25 protein-coding genes are annotated in these 19,560 nt (G+C 43.6%); 4 read left to right on the top strand and 21 right to left on the bottom strand.

All coding sequences use genetic code 11. From position 1 onward, the window contains the following. Positions 1–417: 417 nt before the first annotated feature. Both infA and ICN48_RS12125 read right to left on the bottom strand, forming a co-directional pair. Positions 418–678: a translation initiation factor IF-1 gene (gene infA / locus ICN48_RS12130; protein WP_216153943.1), complete on the bottom strand. Its 261-nt coding sequence runs from the start codon at positions 676–678 to the stop codon at positions 418–420. Positions 679–764: 86 nt separating this feature from the next. After that, entirely contained in the window at positions 765–968 is a 204-nt protein-coding gene (locus tag ICN48_RS12125) for a cold-shock protein (protein WP_072583619.1), read from the bottom strand. Positions 969–1,480: 512 nt separating this feature from the next. On the opposite strand from ICN48_RS12125, the gene ICN48_RS12120 reads away from it, so the two are divergent. Further along, entirely contained in the window at positions 1,481–2,527 is a 1,047-nt protein-coding gene (locus tag ICN48_RS12120) for an NAD(P)-dependent alcohol dehydrogenase (RefSeq protein WP_216153946.1), read from the top strand. An 82-nt stretch (positions 2,528–2,609) separates the two neighbouring features. Here the strand turns inward: ICN48_RS12120 and ICN48_RS12115 are convergent, their stop codons facing one another. The 10 genes from ICN48_RS12115 to ICN48_RS12070 form a co-directional block, all read right to left on the bottom strand. Then, entirely contained in the window at positions 2,610–3,455 is an 846-nt protein-coding gene (locus tag ICN48_RS12115) for a hypothetical protein (protein ID WP_216153942.1), read from the bottom strand. A gap of 97 nt (positions 3,456–3,552) precedes the next feature. Continuing rightward, positions 3,553–4,869: a ClC family H(+)/Cl(-) exchange transporter gene (locus ICN48_RS12110; RefSeq protein ID WP_216153941.1), complete on the bottom strand. Its 1,317-nt coding sequence runs from the start codon at positions 4,867–4,869 to the stop codon at positions 3,553–3,555. Between the two features lie 17 nt (positions 4,870–4,886). Beyond that, positions 4,887–5,288, bottom strand: coding sequence for a hypothetical protein (locus ICN48_RS12105; RefSeq protein WP_216153940.1), 402 nt, complete (start codon positions 5,286–5,288; stop codon positions 4,887–4,889). 117 nt (positions 5,289–5,405) lie between these two features. Beyond that, entirely contained in the window at positions 5,406–5,537 is a 132-nt protein-coding gene (locus ICN48_RS12100) for a DUF2474 family protein (RefSeq protein WP_216153939.1), read from the bottom strand. Further along, positions 5,534–6,520, bottom strand: coding sequence for a cytochrome d ubiquinol oxidase subunit II (gene cydB, locus ICN48_RS12095; RefSeq protein WP_216153938.1), 987 nt, complete (start codon positions 6,518–6,520; stop codon positions 5,534–5,536). Before cydB ends, ICN48_RS12100 begins: the two co-directional genes overlap by 4 nt. A gap of 15 nt (positions 6,521–6,535) precedes the next feature. After that, a complete protein-coding gene (locus ICN48_RS12090; RefSeq protein WP_216153937.1) occupies positions 6,536–7,948 on the bottom strand; it encodes a cytochrome ubiquinol oxidase subunit I in 1,413 nt (470 codons plus the stop codon). A gap of 161 nt (positions 7,949–8,109) precedes the next feature. Further along, on the bottom strand, positions 8,110–8,292 hold the full coding sequence (locus tag ICN48_RS12085; RefSeq protein WP_216153936.1) for a hypothetical protein: 183 nt from the start codon (positions 8,290–8,292) through the stop codon (positions 8,110–8,112). Between the two features lie 28 nt (positions 8,293–8,320). After that, positions 8,321–8,713 (bottom strand): VOC family protein, encoded by a 393-nt coding sequence (locus ICN48_RS12080; RefSeq protein WP_216153935.1) that lies wholly within the window; start codon positions 8,711–8,713, stop codon positions 8,321–8,323. Between the two features lie 12 nt (positions 8,714–8,725). Next, positions 8,726–9,661, bottom strand: coding sequence for a hydroxymethylglutaryl-CoA lyase (locus ICN48_RS12075; RefSeq protein WP_216153934.1), 936 nt, complete (start codon positions 9,659–9,661; stop codon positions 8,726–8,728). Between the two features lie 19 nt (positions 9,662–9,680). Further along, entirely contained in the window at positions 9,681–10,874 is a 1,194-nt protein-coding gene (locus ICN48_RS12070) for a CaiB/BaiF CoA-transferase family protein (RefSeq protein WP_216153933.1), read from the bottom strand. Between the two features lie 192 nt (positions 10,875–11,066). Between ICN48_RS12070 and ICN48_RS12065 the strand changes: the two genes are divergently transcribed. After that, positions 11,067–12,035 carry a sodium-dependent bicarbonate transport family permease gene (locus ICN48_RS12065; RefSeq protein WP_216153932.1) on the top strand — a complete coding sequence of 323 codons (969 nt, stop codon included), beginning with the start codon at positions 11,067–11,069 and terminating at the stop codon, positions 12,033–12,035. 29 nt (positions 12,036–12,064) lie between these two features. Beyond that, positions 12,065–12,907, top strand: coding sequence for a DUF6671 family protein (locus tag ICN48_RS12060; RefSeq protein WP_216153931.1), 843 nt, complete (start codon positions 12,065–12,067; stop codon positions 12,905–12,907). A 25-nt stretch (positions 12,908–12,932) separates the two neighbouring features. Here the strand turns inward: ICN48_RS12060 and ICN48_RS12055 are convergent, their stop codons facing one another. From ICN48_RS12055 to ICN48_RS12020, 8 genes are all read right to left on the bottom strand, one after another. Continuing rightward, a complete protein-coding gene (locus tag ICN48_RS12055; protein WP_255539564.1) occupies positions 12,933–13,529 on the bottom strand; it encodes a glutathione S-transferase in 597 nt (198 codons plus the stop codon). A 36-nt stretch (positions 13,530–13,565) separates the two neighbouring features. Beyond that, on the bottom strand, positions 13,566–13,889 hold the full coding sequence (locus tag ICN48_RS12050) for a hypothetical protein (RefSeq protein WP_216153929.1): 324 nt from the start codon (positions 13,887–13,889) through the stop codon (positions 13,566–13,568). A 78-nt stretch (positions 13,890–13,967) separates the two neighbouring features. Further along, positions 13,968–14,138: a DUF2256 domain-containing protein gene (locus tag ICN48_RS12045; protein ID WP_216153928.1), complete on the bottom strand. Its 171-nt coding sequence runs from the start codon at positions 14,136–14,138 to the stop codon at positions 13,968–13,970. A 5-nt stretch (positions 14,139–14,143) separates the two neighbouring features. After that, the gene (locus ICN48_RS12040; protein WP_216153927.1) at positions 14,144–15,691 is read right to left on the bottom strand and encodes a cryptochrome/photolyase family protein; all 1,548 of its coding nucleotides are present in this window, start codon (positions 15,689–15,691) and stop codon (positions 14,144–14,146) included. Continuing rightward, entirely contained in the window at positions 15,688–15,957 is a 270-nt protein-coding gene (locus ICN48_RS12035; RefSeq protein ID WP_216153926.1) for a TIGR03643 family protein, read from the bottom strand. Before ICN48_RS12035 ends, ICN48_RS12040 begins: the two co-directional genes overlap by 4 nt. A gap of 101 nt (positions 15,958–16,058) precedes the next feature. Next, positions 16,059–16,436 carry a hypothetical protein gene (locus tag ICN48_RS12030; protein ID WP_216153925.1) on the bottom strand — a complete coding sequence of 126 codons (378 nt, stop codon included), beginning with the start codon at positions 16,434–16,436 and terminating at the stop codon, positions 16,059–16,061. Then, positions 16,436–16,663 (bottom strand): hypothetical protein, encoded by a 228-nt coding sequence (locus ICN48_RS12025; RefSeq protein ID WP_216153924.1) that lies wholly within the window; start codon positions 16,661–16,663, stop codon positions 16,436–16,438. Before ICN48_RS12025 ends, ICN48_RS12030 begins: the two co-directional genes overlap by 1 nt. A gap of 84 nt (positions 16,664–16,747) precedes the next feature. Beyond that, entirely contained in the window at positions 16,748–17,977 is a 1,230-nt protein-coding gene (locus ICN48_RS12020) for a dicarboxylate/amino acid:cation symporter (RefSeq protein WP_216153923.1), read from the bottom strand. A gap of 97 nt (positions 17,978–18,074) precedes the next feature. On the opposite strand from ICN48_RS12020, the gene ICN48_RS12015 reads away from it, so the two are divergent. After that, positions 18,075–18,773 carry an alpha/beta hydrolase gene (locus ICN48_RS12015; RefSeq protein WP_255539562.1) on the top strand — a complete coding sequence of 233 codons (699 nt, stop codon included), beginning with the start codon at positions 18,075–18,077 and terminating at the stop codon, positions 18,771–18,773. Here the strand turns inward: ICN48_RS12015 and ICN48_RS12010 are convergent. Further along, entirely contained in the window at positions 18,766–19,551 is a 786-nt protein-coding gene (locus ICN48_RS12010; protein ID WP_216153922.1) for a sulfite exporter TauE/SafE family protein, read from the bottom strand. The two genes, ICN48_RS12015 and ICN48_RS12010, sit on opposite strands and share 8 nt — an antisense overlap. Between the last annotated feature and the right edge of the window lie 9 nt (positions 19,552–19,560).

Here is a 19,560-nt window from a genome sequence, read left to right as displayed (position 1 = left end):
GGCAACTCAGAGAAGGGAAATTAGCGCCAAATCTTAGAAAAATCAGACTGTCTTCGTAAAAATTAAATATGGGGATATTTTTGCGGCGCTCTTCAGGCTAATTTTGATTTAATCTGCGCTTCCTTAGTTAGGGACTGGCTTCAAATGGTTCAAATATCCCCATTTAATGATCTTGGGTAAGTTTAATTCAGAATGGTGTACACCCATATCTTCAATCCTCCCTTCAATATCACCAGGCTTTGTACCGGAATAACCTCATTAAGGGCGATCATCTATTCACATTTAGTTGCTACCACCCCAAAGAAAAACCACCCGAAGGTGGTTTTAGCATTTCTTAGTTGCTCAGGGTCGTATAGACCAGGACCTGAGATTTTTTGCAAATATGAATTTAATTTGCGGATTTAAACTTCAAAGCTATCAATATCGTCTATTCGGCGCACCAGCAAAAGATTGCCTCTTCTCAATATGTCTAAATGTAATTCGGCCTTTGCTTAAGTCATAGGGAGAGACTTCTAAGGAAACCTTATCTCCAGCCAATATACGGATGTGATTTTTTTTGACTCTTCCTGCTGTATAGGCAATAAGCTTATGGCCATTGTCTAAAGTAATTCGATAACGAGAATCCGGCAGAATTTCATCAACAAGACCTTCCATTTCAAGCAAGGCTTCTTTTGCCATTTAACATCCTTAATAAAAATAAAAAAGCCCAGTCATGCTGGGCTTTGGACCAGGCAAATCATTTCCGCCTGGCATGTGCTTCTGATTTAAACAGGTTGAATATTGGATGCTAACTTGCCTTTAGGGCCAGTAGTAATATCAAAAGTCACCTTTTGACCTTCAGCTAATGACTTAAATCCGCTGCTATTAATTGCTGAAAAATGGGCAAATAAATCTTCGCCACCGAGTTCAGGGGTAATAAAGCCGAAGCCTTTAGCGTCGTTAAACCATTTCACAATTCCGTTTGCCATATCTGACTATTCCTTAAAAAAATATAAAAGGGGCTATGCCCCAAATGAGGCGAAAGTCAAGAATGGCGGGGGAGATGCTAAAAAGAACTATCGCAGAACTGCGGTATTAATTACTAGTACAACAACACTATTTGCTTGAAAATCGCTAATTGTATTTTACTCTACTTTAATGAGAAAAAGCTATTTACTAACAAATCAGCAGCAAGAATGCCTCACTTTAGCTCAGGATAGTCATTTTAAACGGCATAGAAGGCTTAAGCCCTGAAAAAAAGAAATACCACTTCTTGTGCATACGCGGTTTGTAGTGTGTTGCATCGACGGGTTGAAATCATGGCCAATAGCCGTCAGCCACTATCTTCTGTCGTGCCACCAATCCAATCCCCAATGCAATTGATGGGTGATTAATGTTCGAAAACGAACAGAAAGCTTCTGGTAAACAGAAGATGATCAAGCGATCTTCAGATCAGCTGACTTACCCCGCGCAACCATTAAATCAATACCTAGGACTCCCGATGTCTACAACCTCTTGCTATGCAGCTCAATCAGATCAATCCCTGCTTGAGCCATTCAAAATAGAGCGCAGGAAAATTGGTGCAAATGACGTACAAATAGCAATTGAGTTTTGTGGTGTTTGTCACTCAGATATACACGTAGTTAAAAATGAATGGGGAGGGAGCCACTACCCCGTAGTTCCAGGTCATGAAATTATTGGAAAAGTGACTGCCCTAGGAGGAGATGTTTCTCATCTGAAGATTGGGCAAAGAGTGGGTGTGGGATATATGGGCGGATCATGCCAAGTTTGCACATCATGTAAATCAGGTCTCGAACAATACTGCCTAGAAGGATTTTCACCGATCTTTAATGCCCCATCAAAAGATGTGGGCGGCTTTACTTACGGCGGCTATTCAAAAAGTATTGTGGTTGACAAACATTTTGTATTAATTTTTCCAATGGGCTTAGATCCAGCTGGTGCAGCACCCCTACTCTGCGCAGGGATTACCACCTACTCACCCCTAAAGCACTGGGGAGTCAAACCAGGCATGACCGTGGGCATTATTGGCCTTGGGGGTTTAGGTCATATGGGCGTGAAGCTATCTCATGCCATGGGTGCAAAAACAATTATGATCACAAGCTCGAAATCTAAAGCAGCAGACGCAATAAAACTGGGTGCTGATGAAGTACTTATTTCCACAGATCCAGTAGCGATGCAGAACATGAACAATCAATTTGATTTCTTACTCAATACCATTCCAGGTCCACATGACTATAACCACTACATGAACCTACTTAAGGTAGATGGGAATATGTGCATCGTTGGCTCTATTGGACCAACCGCTGAGCTCAATACTGAAGCGATGGTCTATGGAAGACGAAGTATTGCCGGCTCTTTAGTCGGTGGAATTAAAGAAACACAAGAAATGCTGTATTTCTGCGCTAAACATCAGATCGTATCGGAAATTGAAATGATTAAGATGGATCAAATTAATGTCGCTTATGAGCGGATACTAAAAAATGATGTGAAGTACCGATTTGTGATTGATATGAGTAGTCTGCATTAGAAAATTGTGTATTTAATTGAGTTACGTATATTTCTTTAGACTCCTCGATTAATTTTGATGGGCAAACGTGCCATCCTACTACTTACTTCGGCATTAAAACCGTTAAACCTACGAAAGCACCTACGCCTTTCGGACTTGAAGGCGTGCTAGTTACCATATAGGTTGGCCCCACTTGCCACTGAACGTGATAATCAAACCATTTATAGGTTTTCCCACCACTTAAAGTCAGTTGATTGGTGGCTGACTTGGCATCGTAGTTATAAATAATTTGACTTTGCAGGTTGTAAGTCCAAGCTTTGTCAGTCGTATATGAAATAGTGGGTTGCGCATTAAGAACATTAGCAGTTCCACCAGAAAGATTATTACCAATACCCCAGGAGTTAAACATCGCCATCCCTATTACCCAATTTTCTGGCGTATAAAATGCCCCTGCCGAAACCCCAACACCCGTCTGTTTACTGCCATTATTAGCATTGGTTGCAGGAACCTGCACAAAAGGGCCCGCCCCAAAGTACCAGGTTTTTACATAGGTGGGCGCAAAAAAGGTTGCCACCTGCAACGGCTGACTTTGATTGGTAGCCTGCTGACTGTTAGCGTTATGGTTATAGGTCAACATAGGATTGACGATGAGTTGTAAATCATCACTGATGTCAACGGGGATAATCGGATTAAATCCAATCTGTGATTGTTGCCCACCGCTATTGGTGCCTAACTTTTGATTGAAGTTGTAAGTTAACGGTAGTTGAATCTGTGGATAAAGCGGGTTTTGTATATTTTGCCCCGCTTTAGCTTCCTCGCTCATGGTGCTCGAGGAGGTTTGAGCATTCACCACAGATGAAACCTGAATCAACATCAGAAAACCAATATATCCACAACATAACTGGCGGAAGTTTTGCGCGATTTTCTGAGGGTTCTTAAGCTTAGTCATACTTTTACATCTAGAGGGCAATACTGCCTTTTTGTATAAAACATTTACTGTTTTTAAATCTCAATAATATAAATACAAAGATAGATGGACTTACTTACTATCCGGTCCTATCTCTTAATGCATCATAAATTGGCTCTTGTTTTAATAAGACGGGAATAATTGTGCAAATAACGCTGGCAATCAACAAGGGAATCATTAAGCTGACTTTGCCGCTCATTTCTATAGCGAGCAAAATTCCAGTGAGGGGCGCTCTAACGACCACTGTAAAAAATGCTGCCATACCAACTAAAGCAAATGAAATAGGGTCCAACTGACCTAATGCCAAATGACTCAACAGCGGATTGATGGCAAGTACGAATAACACTCCAATACTCGAGCCCATTAATAGAATTGGTGAAAATATGCCGCCTGGGACACCAGTGGAATAACTAATGGGTCCAAGAAAGAAGCGCCCAATCATCAGCAGCATCAGGGGTAGTAAAAAGTACTCTTCACTCAGTAAAGATTGAACCTGTATGTCTCCACCACCCACTAGCTTTGGATAAAAATATGCGAGTGCACCCACTCCAAATCCAATGATCATTGCTTTACTTACAGGAGAAATTGTAGAAAACGAATCTGAGAGATTTAAAGCGCCAATAATCGTTCGGCTATATAGAGTGGCTATAAAGCTTAGCAATACTGAAAAGATAATATAAAAATATAAACTTATGCTTGAATCTGGCAATAGATCGCCCACGACAAATTCAATTGAATTTCCAAAATAGCTACGGAAAACAATCATTCCCGAAGTGACTGCAGCAAATGACACCATGAGTCTCTTAATGGAGATTTTTTTGGATATCTCTTCAAACGAGAATGCAATTCCAGATAGCGGAGCATTAAAGGCAACCGACAATCCAGCACCAGCAACGGCTGTATAGAGAAGTGATTGCTCAACGACTTTAAGGCGAGTTAATTTTCCACATTCAGAGCCAATAATGGCGGCCATTTGCACCGTTGGCCCCTCCCTGCCTAAGGCCATGCCGGATCCAATAGACAGCAAACCGCCAAAGAATTTAATTGGTAAAGCCCTAAAAGGACTAGGTTGAGCCACTCCATGCATGACTGCTTCTACATGCTGGATGCCACTACCAATTGTCGTGGGCTCTAAACGCACTAACATTCGAGAAATTCCAACGCAGATGCTAGTAATCAGCCCAATAACGATAAATCCAGGTACGAGCCATTCACCATCGACAGTATGAAGATAAGCAGAGAAAGCAAGGAAATGGCTGCCAATGAAATTCAGTGCAGTCCTAAAAGCGCCGCCCACTATTCCAACCAAGGCTCCTGCAAAGGCAGCCACCAGTAACACCCTTAAGGTATTTAGCGGCAAATCGCTGGAGTCTTCAGATTGAATGTTATTCATCATTCACAACGCACCCTTTACTATTCACAAATTCCCGTTAGGAGCAAACTTCCTGAAAAGAAACCAAAAGGCTTCTGCATGCCTTTGGCAAATTCATCGATATTTAAATAATCAACATAGGCTCTACTTTTACTGGAAGACTTTTGCTCCCAAAGCACCTTATAGGAATTTTTATCACTACCGGATGAAAGCACTTTAGGATTTTTTAGAGAGTCCATGACATCACCAACCACATCGCCAGTCTTCTTCATTACCGTAAATTTCTGCCCGATTCTTGGGCTATCTTGCAATACGTCCAAAGATCCATCGGCTTTGATAAAAGCGTCGCTTATTACTTGGCATTGATAAATAAAGGGGTCAGCATAGACTGGTAATGGACTGAGTAGCGCAACCGCTGTAACTAGCGTTAACAAGAACTTCATAGCTTTATCTCTTTGTAGTGAGTCCGAAAACGAAATATCAGTTTAACCAATCTCGAGCGACCTGCTTGATATACAAAAGCTACCAGTATTGTTGGATTTGTATCGGATATTAAGGCATTAATGCATAAGGATTGAGCGCAAGATTAAAGATAGCCCACCTAGACCGGCAACGCTAGCAGCCCAGATAAAGAAGAGCCAAGCAATTCTTTTAAAAAGAATTGGATTATCAGCCAACCTCTTACGAATCATCTTCTCTTTTCAGTTAAGAACACCCAGTGCGCATAACTAGTGTAAGTCAAAATAATGGGCACTAGAACCAAGGTTCCGAGTAGTAAAAATTTCTGGCTCGACATGGGAGCAGCGGCATCCCAGATGGTGATGGAGGCTGGTACAACATATGGAAAAATACTAATCAAGAGACCAATATAAGAAAGGATGAAGATACCTATAGTGGCTACAAAAGGAATCCAGACGTTTCTTTTATCTACAGCACGGAACAGGATCAGAATTGCTATTGCTAATAGCAGTGGAACCGGCAGTACATAGAGGGCTTGCGGCCATGCGAACCATCTACTCAAATAATTCTGCTGCAAGAATGGAGTCCAGAGACTCACTACGCCAACCATGATGACCATCAAGATACCTAGCACTTTAATGAGTGCGAAAGACTTGACTCGTAACTCGCCACCCGTCTTTAGCACAAGCCAAGTTGCTCCCAATAGAGCGTAACCAAGCACTAATGCAACTCCGGTCATGATGCAAAAAGGCGATAACCAATCAAATGGTCCGCCTACATAAGTATTGTTCACTACAGGAATACCTTGCACTAGGCTACCTAGAATGATTCCCTGAAAAAATGCCGCTAAGAATGATCCAAGAAAAAAGAGGGTATCCCAGAAAGCGCTCCATCGCTCATTCTGCCAACGAAACTCGGAGACTACCCCCCGAACCACTAATGCAAGTAGCATCCCAATCAAAGGAAGGTAGAGGGCTGGAAAGATAATCGAATACGCCAATGGAAAAATAGCGAAGAGTCCACCACCACCTAGAACTAACCAGGTTTCATTAGCATCCCATAGCCTTACCGAATGCAGCATCTCAGCCCGATCCTGCTCGGAACGCATGAGTGGAATCAATACTCCAACGCCTAAGTCATAGCCATCAAAAATAATGTAGGCCAATACAACAAAGGAAAGTAGCCCAGCCCAAATTAAGGTGATATCAAGATTCATCTTGATCCTTTCCGACTAGATTCTGTACATACGATCCATAGACAGCATTTTTAGATTGCGCTTTTTCAGTTGAGGGGGGTCTCCATTCATTGATCCTTGATTCATGAGCTTGAGGATGTAATACACACCGATACCAAAGAGAAAGAAATAAGTCACAATAAATGCAACCAGTGTGCCACCTACTGTTGCTGCATTTAAGGCCGAATGGGATTCGGATGTCCTTAAAAGGTTATATATAGTATATGGCTGTCGCCCCACTTCAGTAACTACCCAGCCAGCTAGCACCGCTATAAATCCTGCTGGCCCCATGATGAGAGCGTACTTCAAAAACCATGGTCTTACATAGAGCGCTTTTTGGTATCGCAACCAAAGACTCCATATGCCCAATATGAACATTAATACTCCCAGCCCCACCATGATGCGAAACGCAAAAAACGGTAAAGCCATTGGCGGCACTTCATCTTGAGGCCAGGTATTCATACCCAAAATCTCACCATCTAATGAATGCGTCAAAATGATGCTACCCAAATAAGGGATCTCCAAGGCGTAATCCATTTTTTTGTTTTTATCATTTGGAATACCGAACACCACGATCCCGGCAGGTTTCGCATCTTCATAATGACCTTCAATCGCTGCAATCTTTTTAGGTTGATATTTGAGGGTGTTCAAACCATGCTGATCACCCACTTCCATTTGAATGGGAACGAGTATGGCGATGATCCAGAGGGCCATGGAGAACATCACACAAACCGCTCCACGGGATTTCTGAGCTGGAGAATCTACGCTTTCTTTGTTCAGTCTTAACAAATGGAGAGCGCCAACTGCACTAATGACCAAGGCCGTGGATATATAAGCAGCCAAAACCATATGGACTAGGCGATACGGGAAAGATGGATTAAAGATAATTTCAAACCAATCTTCTGGAACAAATTGGCCAGCAGAGTTGACTGAGAATCCAGCTGGTGTTTGCATCCAGCTATTGACCGATAAAATCCAAAAGGTCGAGACAAAGGTGCCAACCGCTACCATCGAACAGGCAAAGAAATGAATCTTAGGCCCTACCCGCTCTCTTCCAAAGAGCATCACTCCTAAAAATCCAGCTTCAAGGAAAAAAGCAGTCATCACTTCGTAACCCATCAGCGGGCCAACGATAGGTCCTGCCTTATAAGAAAACACACTCCAATTGGTACCAAATTCATAGCTCATAACTAGGCCTGATACCACTCCCATCACAAATGCAATGGCGAAGATCTTGACCCAGTAGTTAAAGATGTCTAGGTAGATACTCTTTTGAGTAAAGAGGTGTAGACCATTCAAGAGCGCCAGATAACTGGCTAGCCCAATTGAAAAAGCAGGAAAAATAATATGGAAGCCTACTGTAAATGCAAATTGCATTCGCGCCAGCATGACTGCATCAAAAAATTCCATTATTCCACTCCCTTAACTAAGTGCATTTTCAGGACTTTTTTCCAATTTAGCTAGCTATTTTAGTGATGAAAATATCAGCGGCGGTGTCTGGCCTTGAAAAAATTTATGGCAGCCGTACAAAAGCCACTTTAATGGTAGATTTTGTACTTGAACGAATATTACTACTCATCCCAAGGAAATCTAGCGCGAGACAGCTCCTCCATGATCTCTCGCTTGCTGCGACCAGTTCTCCTGAGATGACCAGAGCCCTGCTTGCTTTCACTCTCACGATCAGCAGGAGTCTCTATTTTCGCCTCTAAAAGCCCTTCTTTGTTATTAGAGTCTGTATTTGAATGATTGGTCATATGGAATGGTGCAATATTGAATGAGCTGTCACATTAACTCAGATATTTCAATAAGGTTTTGATCTGGATCTCGTACGTATGCTGAGTTAATCTTTTGCGTTGCGCCAGTTCGAATTACCGGGCCTTCAATAATCGGCCAATTCTCAGCCCTGAGTTTATCAATTACTTGCTCTAGCGGGCGATCAGCAATAAAGCATAGATCAAGTGATCCAGGGGTTGGAATATCGGCCTTAGGCTCAAACTCTTTGCCCTTGATATGTAGATTGATTTTTTGATTACCAAACTTAAATGCTTTGCGTTCTACTGGTGGGGTACCACCAATAAAGGACTCCAATTTCATGCCTAGAACTCGAGTATAAAAATCCACGCACTCCGCTTCTTTTGCCGTAGTGAGTACTAGGTGATCTAAATGGTCAATCATGATCCCTGCCTTTTATTGAGCGCGACGCAATTCATCAACGTAGTTTGGCTCTGGATGCAATGTATAGGTGGTACCTGCCTTAGCTACCTGCCCCGGCACTTCATGCCCAACTATTGCTGGTAGCTCCCTTGCTAACTGTAAAAGTTTTGGAATATTCATGCCGGTGTCATAGCCCATGGCATCGAGCATATGGATCGCATCTTCACTGGATATATTGCCGCTTGCTCCAGGGGCGTATGGACAGCCGCCTAAACCACCCAATGAACCATCAAAGCGAATAATCCCAGATTGCACAGCAGCCAGTACATTGGCTAAGCCCATCCCTCTGGTGTTATGAAAGTGCATAGTGAGCTGCATGTTTGGAAAGCGTTTTTGCAATACTTCGCTCATCTTTTTCACTTGATCTGGATTTGCCATGCCCGTTGTATCGCAAATCGTTAGACCTCTTACACCCAGATCAGCGAAGCGTTGTGCGAATCCTTCAACAACTGCTTGAGGAACCTCACCCTCCATAGGGCAACCGAAGCAAGTAGATAAGGAAACATTAATTGGAGTTCTGCCATCAACAAACTGAATAACTTCAGCTAATCCTGCGAAGCTCTTTTCTCTGCCCATTCTCAGGTTCGCTAGGTTATGGGTCTCTGATGTAGACATCACGAGATTAAATTCATCGGCCTTGGATTCAAAAGCGCGCTCCGCACCTCTTAAATTGGGAACCAGCACGGTGTATTCCACCTCAGGAACTCGTTTAATACGGCCCATGACTTCTTCAGCATCTCGCAGCATCGGAATAGCTTTAGGGGAAGTAAAGGAGGTCACCTCAATTTTGGCAAAACCACATTGACTAAGCTCATCAACCAACTTCACCTTATCGTCCGTTGGTACAAAATTAGCTTCAATCTGAAAGCCATCCCTCATCACTACATCGTTGAAATAAATTCTGGTCATAGAGTTCTCTATTTTTTATTTATTTAGTAAATGCAATTCCGCGCTCTTTTAAAGAGGCGACCTGATCATCACTTAAACCAATGCTCTTTAATATCTCATCGGTGTTCTGACCAATATCTGGAGCCAGTGTCTTGATAGACCCCGGAGTACGTGACAGTTTGGGGATCACACCAGGTACATCTACCTTGCTGCCATCTTGCATCTGAATAGTCTGAATGTTTTCTCTAGCCTTGTAGTGTGGATCGCTAGCGATATCAGCAACGGTATAAATACGGCCTGCTGGTACAGCAGCTGCATCCAACATCTCTACGGCCTTTGTAGTGCTGATTGTTTTAGTCCACTCACCAATTGCTTGATCAAGCTCTACTACCCGCTTAACCCGACCATCGTTATTCTCTAGTTGAGGATCACTCCCTAAATCATCGCGCCCAATCACCGTCATGAGGCGCTTGAAAATGCTGTCGCCATTGCCTGCAACCAACACATATCCACCATCAGCACACTGGTAGGCATTGGTTGGTGCAATTCCTGGTAAGGCGCTACCTGCTGCTTGGCGTACTTCACCAAATGCGCTGTATTCAGGAAGCAAGCTTTCCATGCAGTTAAACACTGCCTCATATAAAGCAATATCTATGATCTGACCTTTGCTGCTGTGATGTCGCTCTTGCAGTGCCAACAAAATACCAATCACACCATGCAAAGATGCCAAGGTATCGCCAATGCTAATACCCACACGCACTGGCACTCTGCCGGGTTCTGCTGTGAGATGACGTAAGCCACCCATCGCTTCAGCAACGACACCAAATCCTGGTTTATCTCTGTATGGACCAGTCTGGCCATAACCGCTAATCCGCAGAACAATGAGTTTAGGATTGAGTTCCAGTAATTTTTCTGGATCAAGACCCCAACCTTCTAAAGTTCCAGGGCGGAAGTTTTCAATCAATATGTCTGCTTCCTTAACTAAGGTTCTGACAATTGCTTGAGCTTCAGCTTCTCTTAAGTCTAATGAGAGGGAGCGTTTATTGCGTGACTGTACTTGCCACCAAATGGATGTGCCATCTTTTAATAACCTCCATTTACGCAAAGCATCGCCAACCTTAGGTGGCTCGATCTTGATGACATCCGCCCCAAAATCAGCCAGTGTTTTAGCAGCAAATGGTCCAGCAATGAGTTGCCCCATTTCAACTACTTTTAGCTTTGCCAAAGGCTCCATTACTTCCCCCAAATATACATTGATGCCCAGTTACCCTAATTTATTAGGGCTTTGGTTGCTATTTTAAGACCTATGCCACTTATTCTGTAGGGGCGGGCAATCTGGACAGGCAATCTTTAGGCAATGGAGGGTTCATTTACCCATAAACCGTGGGGATAAGAATAATTCCCCAGTAAGATATAGAATAAATTCATGACCAATTTCCTTGACCCCGCCATACTATTTTTTATCTTTGGGGTATTTGCAGGATTGGTTAAATCTAACCTAGAAATTCCTCCGCAAATTTCTCGGTTTCTATCGCTTTATTTATTGATGGCTTTGGGACTCAAAGGTGGGTTTGCGCTTCACAAGTCTGGGTTTACCAGTGGAATTGCTCTCTCCCTAGGCTTAGCAGTTTTCCTTGCCATCATCATTCCCATTATTGGGTATTGGATCTTGCGAAGAAAGTTAAGCGCTTTTGATGCAGCAGCAATTGCAGCAACCTATGGTTCAGTGAGCGCCGTTACCTTTATTACCGCAACACAATACTTGGATCAATTCAATATCGCCTATGGTGGTCACATGGCAGCTGCTATGGCACTCATGGAATCACCTGCCATCATTCTGGCAATAGTACTTGCCAATAAAGCAAGGGCATCTATGGCGACTGACCCAGCCACCAAGCAAGAGCCAGCAGGTATTGCCAAGATTCTGCATGAATCCTTTACCGATGGTGCGCAACTTCTATTGCTAGGATCTATGGCCGTTGCATTGATTAGTGGCGACTCAGGGCAAAAACTCATGGCGCCATTTTCAATTGATTTATTTAAAGGGATGCTAGCCTTTTTCCTATTAGACATGGGGCTGATGGCCTCTAGAAACTTTAAAGGGCTAAAGGTAAAGCCACCCATTACTCTCCTCTATGCTATCGGCTCACCTCTATCGCATGCCCTGCTTGCGCTTGTACTTTGCAAACTCATTGGGCTTCCGCTAGGTAATACTATTTTGTTGATGTTACTTGCCTCTAGCGCATCGTATATTGCAGTACCAGCCGTGCTGCGTCATGCGCTACCTGAGGTAAATCCTGCCCTATATATGGGTATGTCCTTGGGAATTACATTCCCTTTCAATATTATTTTGGGTATCCCGCTGTACACCCTCATAGCAAAACAGTTTCTGTAGACATTCAATAGCTATCAGCTCTTAAGAAAATGGGCATCTTTTCCAATCGATCAGTAAGCTTATTGACCAAGCATGGCAAAGAGAAGGTAATTGCTGATGTACTCAATACGCAAGTTGGGTGTCTTGTGCAACAAACGGATGCATACGATACGGATCTATTGGGCACCTTTACACAAGAGACCCCCCGATATGGCTCACAATTAGATGCTGTGCGCAAGAAAGCTGCGATTGGGATGGATCTTCTAAAGCTTGACTTGGGGATTGCCGATGAAGGCGCATTTGTAAATGATCCCCATTCTGGAATGATTCCCTGGAATAACGAATTGCTGGTGTTAATCGATCAAAAGCATCAATTAGAAATCACTGGCTTTTCTAGTGCTCCAGCACAAAACGACAATGCATACCTTAGTTACTGGGAAGAGTTAGAAAAATTTGCTGATAACGCCCTCTTTCCATCGCACTATTTGGTAATTAAACCTACTGATGAATATCATCCCCAGTCTAAAAAAGGCATCAAAGATCTCGCTGAACTAAAAGCAGCTTTTGAATGGGCGAAAGGTTTATCTTCAAAAGGCATTATTTATGTAGAAAATGATTTGCGGGCATTTGCTAACCCAACCAGAATGGAGAATATCCGTAAGGCTACAGTTGATCTTGCCAACAAAATGAATTCTCTATGCCCTCAATGCCAAACACCTGGATTTTGGATTAAAGATGTGAAGCGTGGCCTACCGTGCAACGCTTGTGGGTTAGCAACCGATCAAGAGATTGCCAAGGTCTGGGGTTGCCTCAAATGCGATCATGAGCTAACGGAAGGCATGAAAGTGTTCAAGCTTGCAGATCCATCGAAGTGTCATCATTGCAATCCTTAAACATATCGGAGAATTCTCTTTTGCGCTAATCCAGCCAAACAGGATACTTTTGCATTACGGCATTGAATAATTCTGATTCCAGTTGTTGAGCAAGCCATCTTTTGGTTGCAGGTAAAGGAAGTCGCTCAAATTGTTTTGCATCAACCATTGAAAACTGCCTAATAAAAGGAAAGATAGCGATATCTACCCAAGATAGCCTATTACCCGTTAAGTATTGAGAGCCTTGTAAGGAGCCCTCCATCGGCAACAACATCCTTTCCAAAGCCTCATCGAGAACTACTTCTGGGTCTAGCTCCGGAAATCGATTGGGGTATTTATATTGATCTAATAAGGTTTTAAATTGACCATCATTTTTCTCAATCCATGCCTGCGCAATCACATCATCCACATCTTTCCAGCCATCTGGATCAGATTGCTCGATAGCCCAATGCATGATGTCTAGACTTTGGTCTAGCACTGCATCATCAAGACAAAGCACTGGAACAGTTCCCTTAGCAGATGCCAGCAACATTGCTTGAGGCTTATTGCGCAACTCGATTTCGCGATGCTCAACTTCAATACCTGCATATTTCAAAGCCATGCGTGCGCGCATTGCATAGGGGCATCGGCGATAAGAATACAAAATCGGCTTCAACTGATTGCTTATCCTTAATGAAAACTAATAATTCACTCTTTGCCAGCCGCTAGGGCAAGCTTGAGTCTGCGGATAGTAGAGTCCGTTCTCTGGACAATACGCGGCAGCTTGAGGTTGCGGAGGATAGACGTACTGCGGTGCGTAATAAACATGGGCGGGCCTGTAATACGCATTAGCTACAGCAACCCCAGCAACTGCACCTACTGCAAATGGAGCCCAGCCGCCTCGCCAACCACCACCATGACCACCATAATAGTAGTAACCACCTCTACCGCCATGAGCACTGGCTGATGTAGCCAGTCCAGCAAGCATTACCCCAGCTAGCAAGCAAACCAATATCTTCTTCATGCAGACCTCCCAGTCATAAAGGAACTCCGTCCTTTCCTACATAACGGGTCAGGTTTACAGTGAGTTGACACTACAAAATTAAATACTTTTAAGTCCATCCTGAGGCTTTTTAGCCCTGCAAGCATCAGAGCAGTATTTGATTGACCCCCAGTTTTTAGCCCAAGACTTTCTCCAAGTCATTTCTTTTTTGCAGACCACGCAGATCTTGCTTGGTAGAAAACTTTTATTTCCCTTGAATGATGTCTTCATGTTCACTAGAGATCATCAAGCTGATTCAGAATGTGTTTAGCATGAAGCGTGATTTTCTGTTGATCCTCATCGCTAATTCTTTTGAGGTTGGCAGTCATCAATCTCGTTCTCGGGCTAGCCTCAAATTGCTCTCGATGCTTGATAAGGAAATTCCAATATAAGTTAGTCATAGGACATGCCTCATCGCCATAACGAATCTCTGGCTTGTATTTACAAGAGCCACAATAGTTGCTCATCCGCTTGATGTAAGCACCACTCGCTATATAAGGCTTGCTGGTAAACCTGCCACTATTCGCAAATAAAGCCATACCTGCAGTGTTGGGCAGTTCAACCCACTCAATCGCATCTACATAGATCGCCAAATACCAATCGCATACTGCCTGAGGCAGAATTTCCGCCAGAAGCGCAAAGTTCCCAGTCACCATTAGGCGCTGAATATGATGGGCGTAGCCATATTGTAGTGTTTGGCCAATCGCATCTTTCATGCAGGCCATCTGGGTCTGTCCGGTCCAATACCATTTGGGCAATGAATTTTGATGATCGTAATAATTATCCTTTGCCATCTGAGGCATGTCTAGGTAATACATGCCTCTTACAAACTCACGCCATCCTAATATTTGACGAATGAAGCCCTCGACTGTCGATAGATCTAAAGAATACTTTTTCCAAGCGATGATGACTGCATCGACTACCTCACGGGGGTTGAGTAACTTGAGATTTAACGCACTCGACAAAATAGAATGCCATCCAAATGGAGTCTCGGTCCACATAGCATCTTGATACACGCCAAAGTTTCTTAGACGATATTCAACAAAATATTCAAGCGCTTGCACAGCTTGCTCTCTAGTTACGGGCCAATTAAATGACTCCAATGATCCAGGGTGATCTGGATAAGTTGTTGCAACAAATGCTAGGACCTCTTGCGTAATTGCATCAACCTCAAATGCAGCAGGCGCATCAATGATGCCCGGCCCCTTTTTGGGATAGGGCTTACGATTATCTTGGTCAAAGTTCCATTGACCACCCTCAGGATTGCCTTCGCCGTCTACTAAGATGTTGTGCCGCTTACGCATCAAGCGATAAAAATACTCAAGCCGGAGTTCTTTTTTATTAGCAACCCATTCAACAAACTCTTGGCGCGAACAATAGAAATGATCATCCTCAAGCATCTCAAGCTCTATGTTGAGCTCTGTAGCCAATGCTTCAATTGCTTGCTTTAAGCGCCACTCTCCTGGCTCGATACAAACTAAGTGCCCTATATTCTTGCTCTGAATATGCTCTTTAAGGTTCTCAACAATCGATAGTGAAGAGCCTTGAATATAAGTAAGAGGGTAGCCTAGCTTTTCAATGGCCTTCGCAAAGTGACGCATTGCTGAGAGAAATAAGGCAATTTTGGCTTTATGAGTCCAGACGTACTGAGCTTCATTGGCCGACTCAATCATGATGATTTCATCAGAGCGAGCATTAAAGCCTCGTAAGGCAGAACTTTGCAAATCGAGCTGATCTCCCAAGATCAGAACTAAGCGCCCAGAAGACTTCACTGGCTGCTTCATTTATTTTTATATTGAGTAGGGCAATATGCGCGAGTGACCTCTTCGCTGCGCAAGGCACTATGCTTGGTTGCTCTTCCAGTCACCCTCTTGCGCCAGAGTTCAAAGGAACTTCGCTTAAGCTCTTTGCGCATAATGGCAATCACTTGAGGTTCACCCAGACCGAAGGTCTTCTCAATAGCATCAAATGGCGTGCGGTCTTCCCAGGCCATTTCAATAAGGCGAGATAAATCTGGTTCTGCGAGGGTTTTGGGGGTCGGTTTTGACACCCCACAAGTGTAAGACTTATTCAATAAACTAGCTTGAGACCATGATTTGAGAAATTAGCCAAAAACTGATTTCATCAGATTGGCGCCCTTAGCAATAGGCTTCAATGAGCCAAGTCTAGACTCACCACTACTGCCGCCAATGCTGAAACTGGTGTAAACGCTTTTTCATTCACGCTACCTAGGTCAATGTCTTCCCAGTTAAATTCCAAAGAAAAGTGGGCAGACTCAACGATGAGCTCATAGCTTGTCGAGGCTTTGCTATTCTCACCCCCTTTAGGTTCTTCACTAACCGGCACTCTCAGAAACTCAATGGCGGCAATCAATGCACTCACCTCGTTGCTTGTGAGCTCTCGCGTACGAAGCACATCGTCTGTGCGCTTGATGGAAATATTGGAGACTTCATCGATCGTTACTTCATATTGATTAAGACCAAGATCCTCCCAAACAGTTAACTCTAGGGCAATCGGATATGTTTTCATTAATCTACCTCGTCAATATGGGGTTCATCAAAATGCGCTTTGTGAGATCCAGGCTTTGCTCCCTGCCGAGTAGATTTGCTTTGAAGGATACGGTAGCTGCAATCTTCGGCGTGATTCTCTAACAAACCAAAAATAATAGTAGTTGGAATTTTGCAATGAAGGCAACGATAAGCATGTTGGTGCTCTTCAATTTTTTCCTGGGGATAGTCGATATAAAACGGTTTCATTGCAACCCTCTGAATCCAACTTAAGTGACTGAATCTATATTACACCCTAGCCTTATGAAAATGGGATTGATTTAGGGGCATTTACTAACCCTCTAATTCACCTTCCCATTTCGAGATTACAGCCGTTGCCAAACCATTACCCAAGACATTAGTCGCAGAACGCGCCATATCCAAGAAGTGATCTACCCCTAGAATTAATAAGACACCCGCTTCTGGAAGGTTAAATTGCGATAAAGTCGCGGCAATCACTACCAGCGAGGCGCGTGGTACGCCAGCGATACCCTTAGAAGTGATCATCAACACCAACAACATCAAGAGCTGCTGACTGAGCGCCATCTCGATGCCATATACCTGTGCAATAAAAAGCGCAGCAAATGTGCAATACATCATTGATCCATCTAAGTTAAATGAATATCCCACAGGTAAAACAAAAGAAGCAATTTTGTTTTTACAGCCAAAGCGCTCTACTCTCTCTAAAGTCATCGGATAGGCCGCTTCAGAACTGGCAGTCGTGAAAGCTAGCAAGGCTGGTTCACGCAACATCTTCACCAAAGTCCAAGTACGATTTTTCAGCACCAAGGAACTAATCAAAATAATGACAATCCATAGGGCGAAAATGGCAGCATAAAAGCTGAGCATGAACTTGCCATAGGTCACCAATATACTCACGCCATTCTCGGCAATGACAGCTGAAACAGCAGAGAAGACAGCTATAGGAGCCAGTTTCATTACTGCGGTCGTGATCCTTAGTATAATGTGGGAGAGCATATCCAAATTGCGAATGAACTCATCTGCCCTAGCGCCCATACCTGCTGCTCCAACACCAAAGAAAACAGCAAAAACAACAATCTGCAAGATCTCATTCTTGGCCATTGCATCGAAGATGCTGACAGGGAATATATGACGTACAAAATCAGGAAAATTTAAGCTAGCCTTATTAAGCCCCGTGCTTGCCTCGATCGCAGGTAGCGTTAATTCCACACCAATACCGGGCTTCAGAATATTGACCATAACTAAGCCAAGCAGCAAAGAAACCAGCGACATAGAAATAAACCAAGAGAAGGTTTTTAAACCCACTCGCCCAATGGTTGAAGCATCTCCCATTTTGGCTATACCAACGACTAGGGTGGCAAATACCAGAGGGGCGATGATCATTTTGATCAAACGCAAGAAGACGTCCGTCAGGATCGAGATATAAATGACATATTGATCGGGGAAAGGAGTGCCCGCGCCATACAGATGTACAAGGTAGCCAACTAAAATGCCTAGGACCATTGCCCCCAGAATGAAGTTGGTTAGCTTTTTAGAGTTCATGTATGGCCTGTATAAATGAGGGGTATTTGGAGATTCTACTCATGTTTAGACCCCATTAGGCACCCGCCCACACCGAAGAGGCGCAGAAAAGTCGATAATGCTGAAATCACATACTCCAGAGAAAATGAATATGCTCCCATGTATTGAATTGGAAACCGCCCCAAATCCAACGGCTGCCGTTATTTGGTTGCATGGCCTTGGAGCCGACGGCAACGATTTTGTACCCATCGTTCCCGAACTCAAGCTGACTGGATGTTCCGCTATTCGCTTTATCTTTCCGAGTGCACCAACCATGCCAGTGACAGTCAATGGCGGCTATGTCATGCCAGCTTGGTATGACATCGTCGGCAGAAATCTCATGGATCAAGAAGATGCTGCTGGCATTCATAAATCAGCAGCGTCTATCGTTGAGTTGATTGAAAAAGAAGCTGGTCGCGGTATTGCATACGACAAGATGGTCTTGGCAGGATTTTCACAAGGCTGTGCAATGGCTTTGCATATCGGACTGCGCTTTCCGCACAAACTTGCAGGGATCATGGCTTTATCTGGCTACTTACCTCTCGCGATGACTGCCAATATTGAAAAGCATTCGGCCAATTCCAATACACCTATCTTTATGGCGCATGGCACCTATGATCCAGTAGTGACACTTGATCGTGCCCAAGCATCTAATGCCTTATTAGAAAACATGGGTTATCAAGTGGACTGGAATGAATACCCCATGGAGCACTCCGTAAATCATGAAGAGCTAATGGATATCTCGCGCTTTTTACAAGAAGTACTAGCGGCTAAATAAGTCCGTCTGAAATTAACTTGATGCTGGCAATCAGCAAAAAGAATCTCACTGTTCGGTAATACCATTTCATTGAGATTCTTTTGGCTAGGTAAAAGCCGAAGTAAACGCCTACCGGCACACAAGGCAACAAGATAATGGAGGTTGCCAGTTGCCGGTAATTCAATAGGTCTAAGTAAGCATAAGGACCTAGCTTCCCAAAGTTAATGACCGTGAAAAAGACACCTAAGGTTGAGGTATAGACCATCGGCAAGAGCTTTTCTCTGAGCATATATACCGTAATTGGCGGACCACCAATATGCGCAACAAAGGAAGTGAATCCAGACATCAGGCCCATCGCGCGCCCAAGCCAAGGATAGGACTTAGTTTCCTTAACCTCCATCTTCGACATGGCAAGATTCTGTATCAAGAAGAGTAGGGTAAAAATCCCAATAGACAGTGTTAAGACCTGGGGCGTGATGGCAGTAAAGAAAATCATACCCAATAGAAGTCCAGCTATTGCTGGCGGAATAACGACCTTCAGAATGCGCCAATTAGCATTGCGAATGAAGCGACGCAAACCCACCAAATCAATTGCGATTAATAGCGGCAATAGAATTGCCAAGGCTTCATTAATACTGGATTGACTTGCCATCAACGGCAGAGAAAGAATACCCAGTCCGGCACCAAAACCACTTTTAGATATGCCCACAATGATGACGCTGATCACTGCACATACAAAAAATATGAATGAATGCGCATGAAAAGACTGCGTCAAAGATGTAAAGAATAAATCAAGCATTGGAGGATC

Source organism: Polynucleobacter sp. JS-Safj-400b-B2, from assembly GCF_018881975.1.
GTDB lineage: Bacteria > Pseudomonadota > Gammaproteobacteria > Burkholderiales > Burkholderiaceae > Polynucleobacter.
Note: the sequence above shows the minus strand (reverse complement) of the source record. Positions and strands in the feature narration are given on the sequence as shown.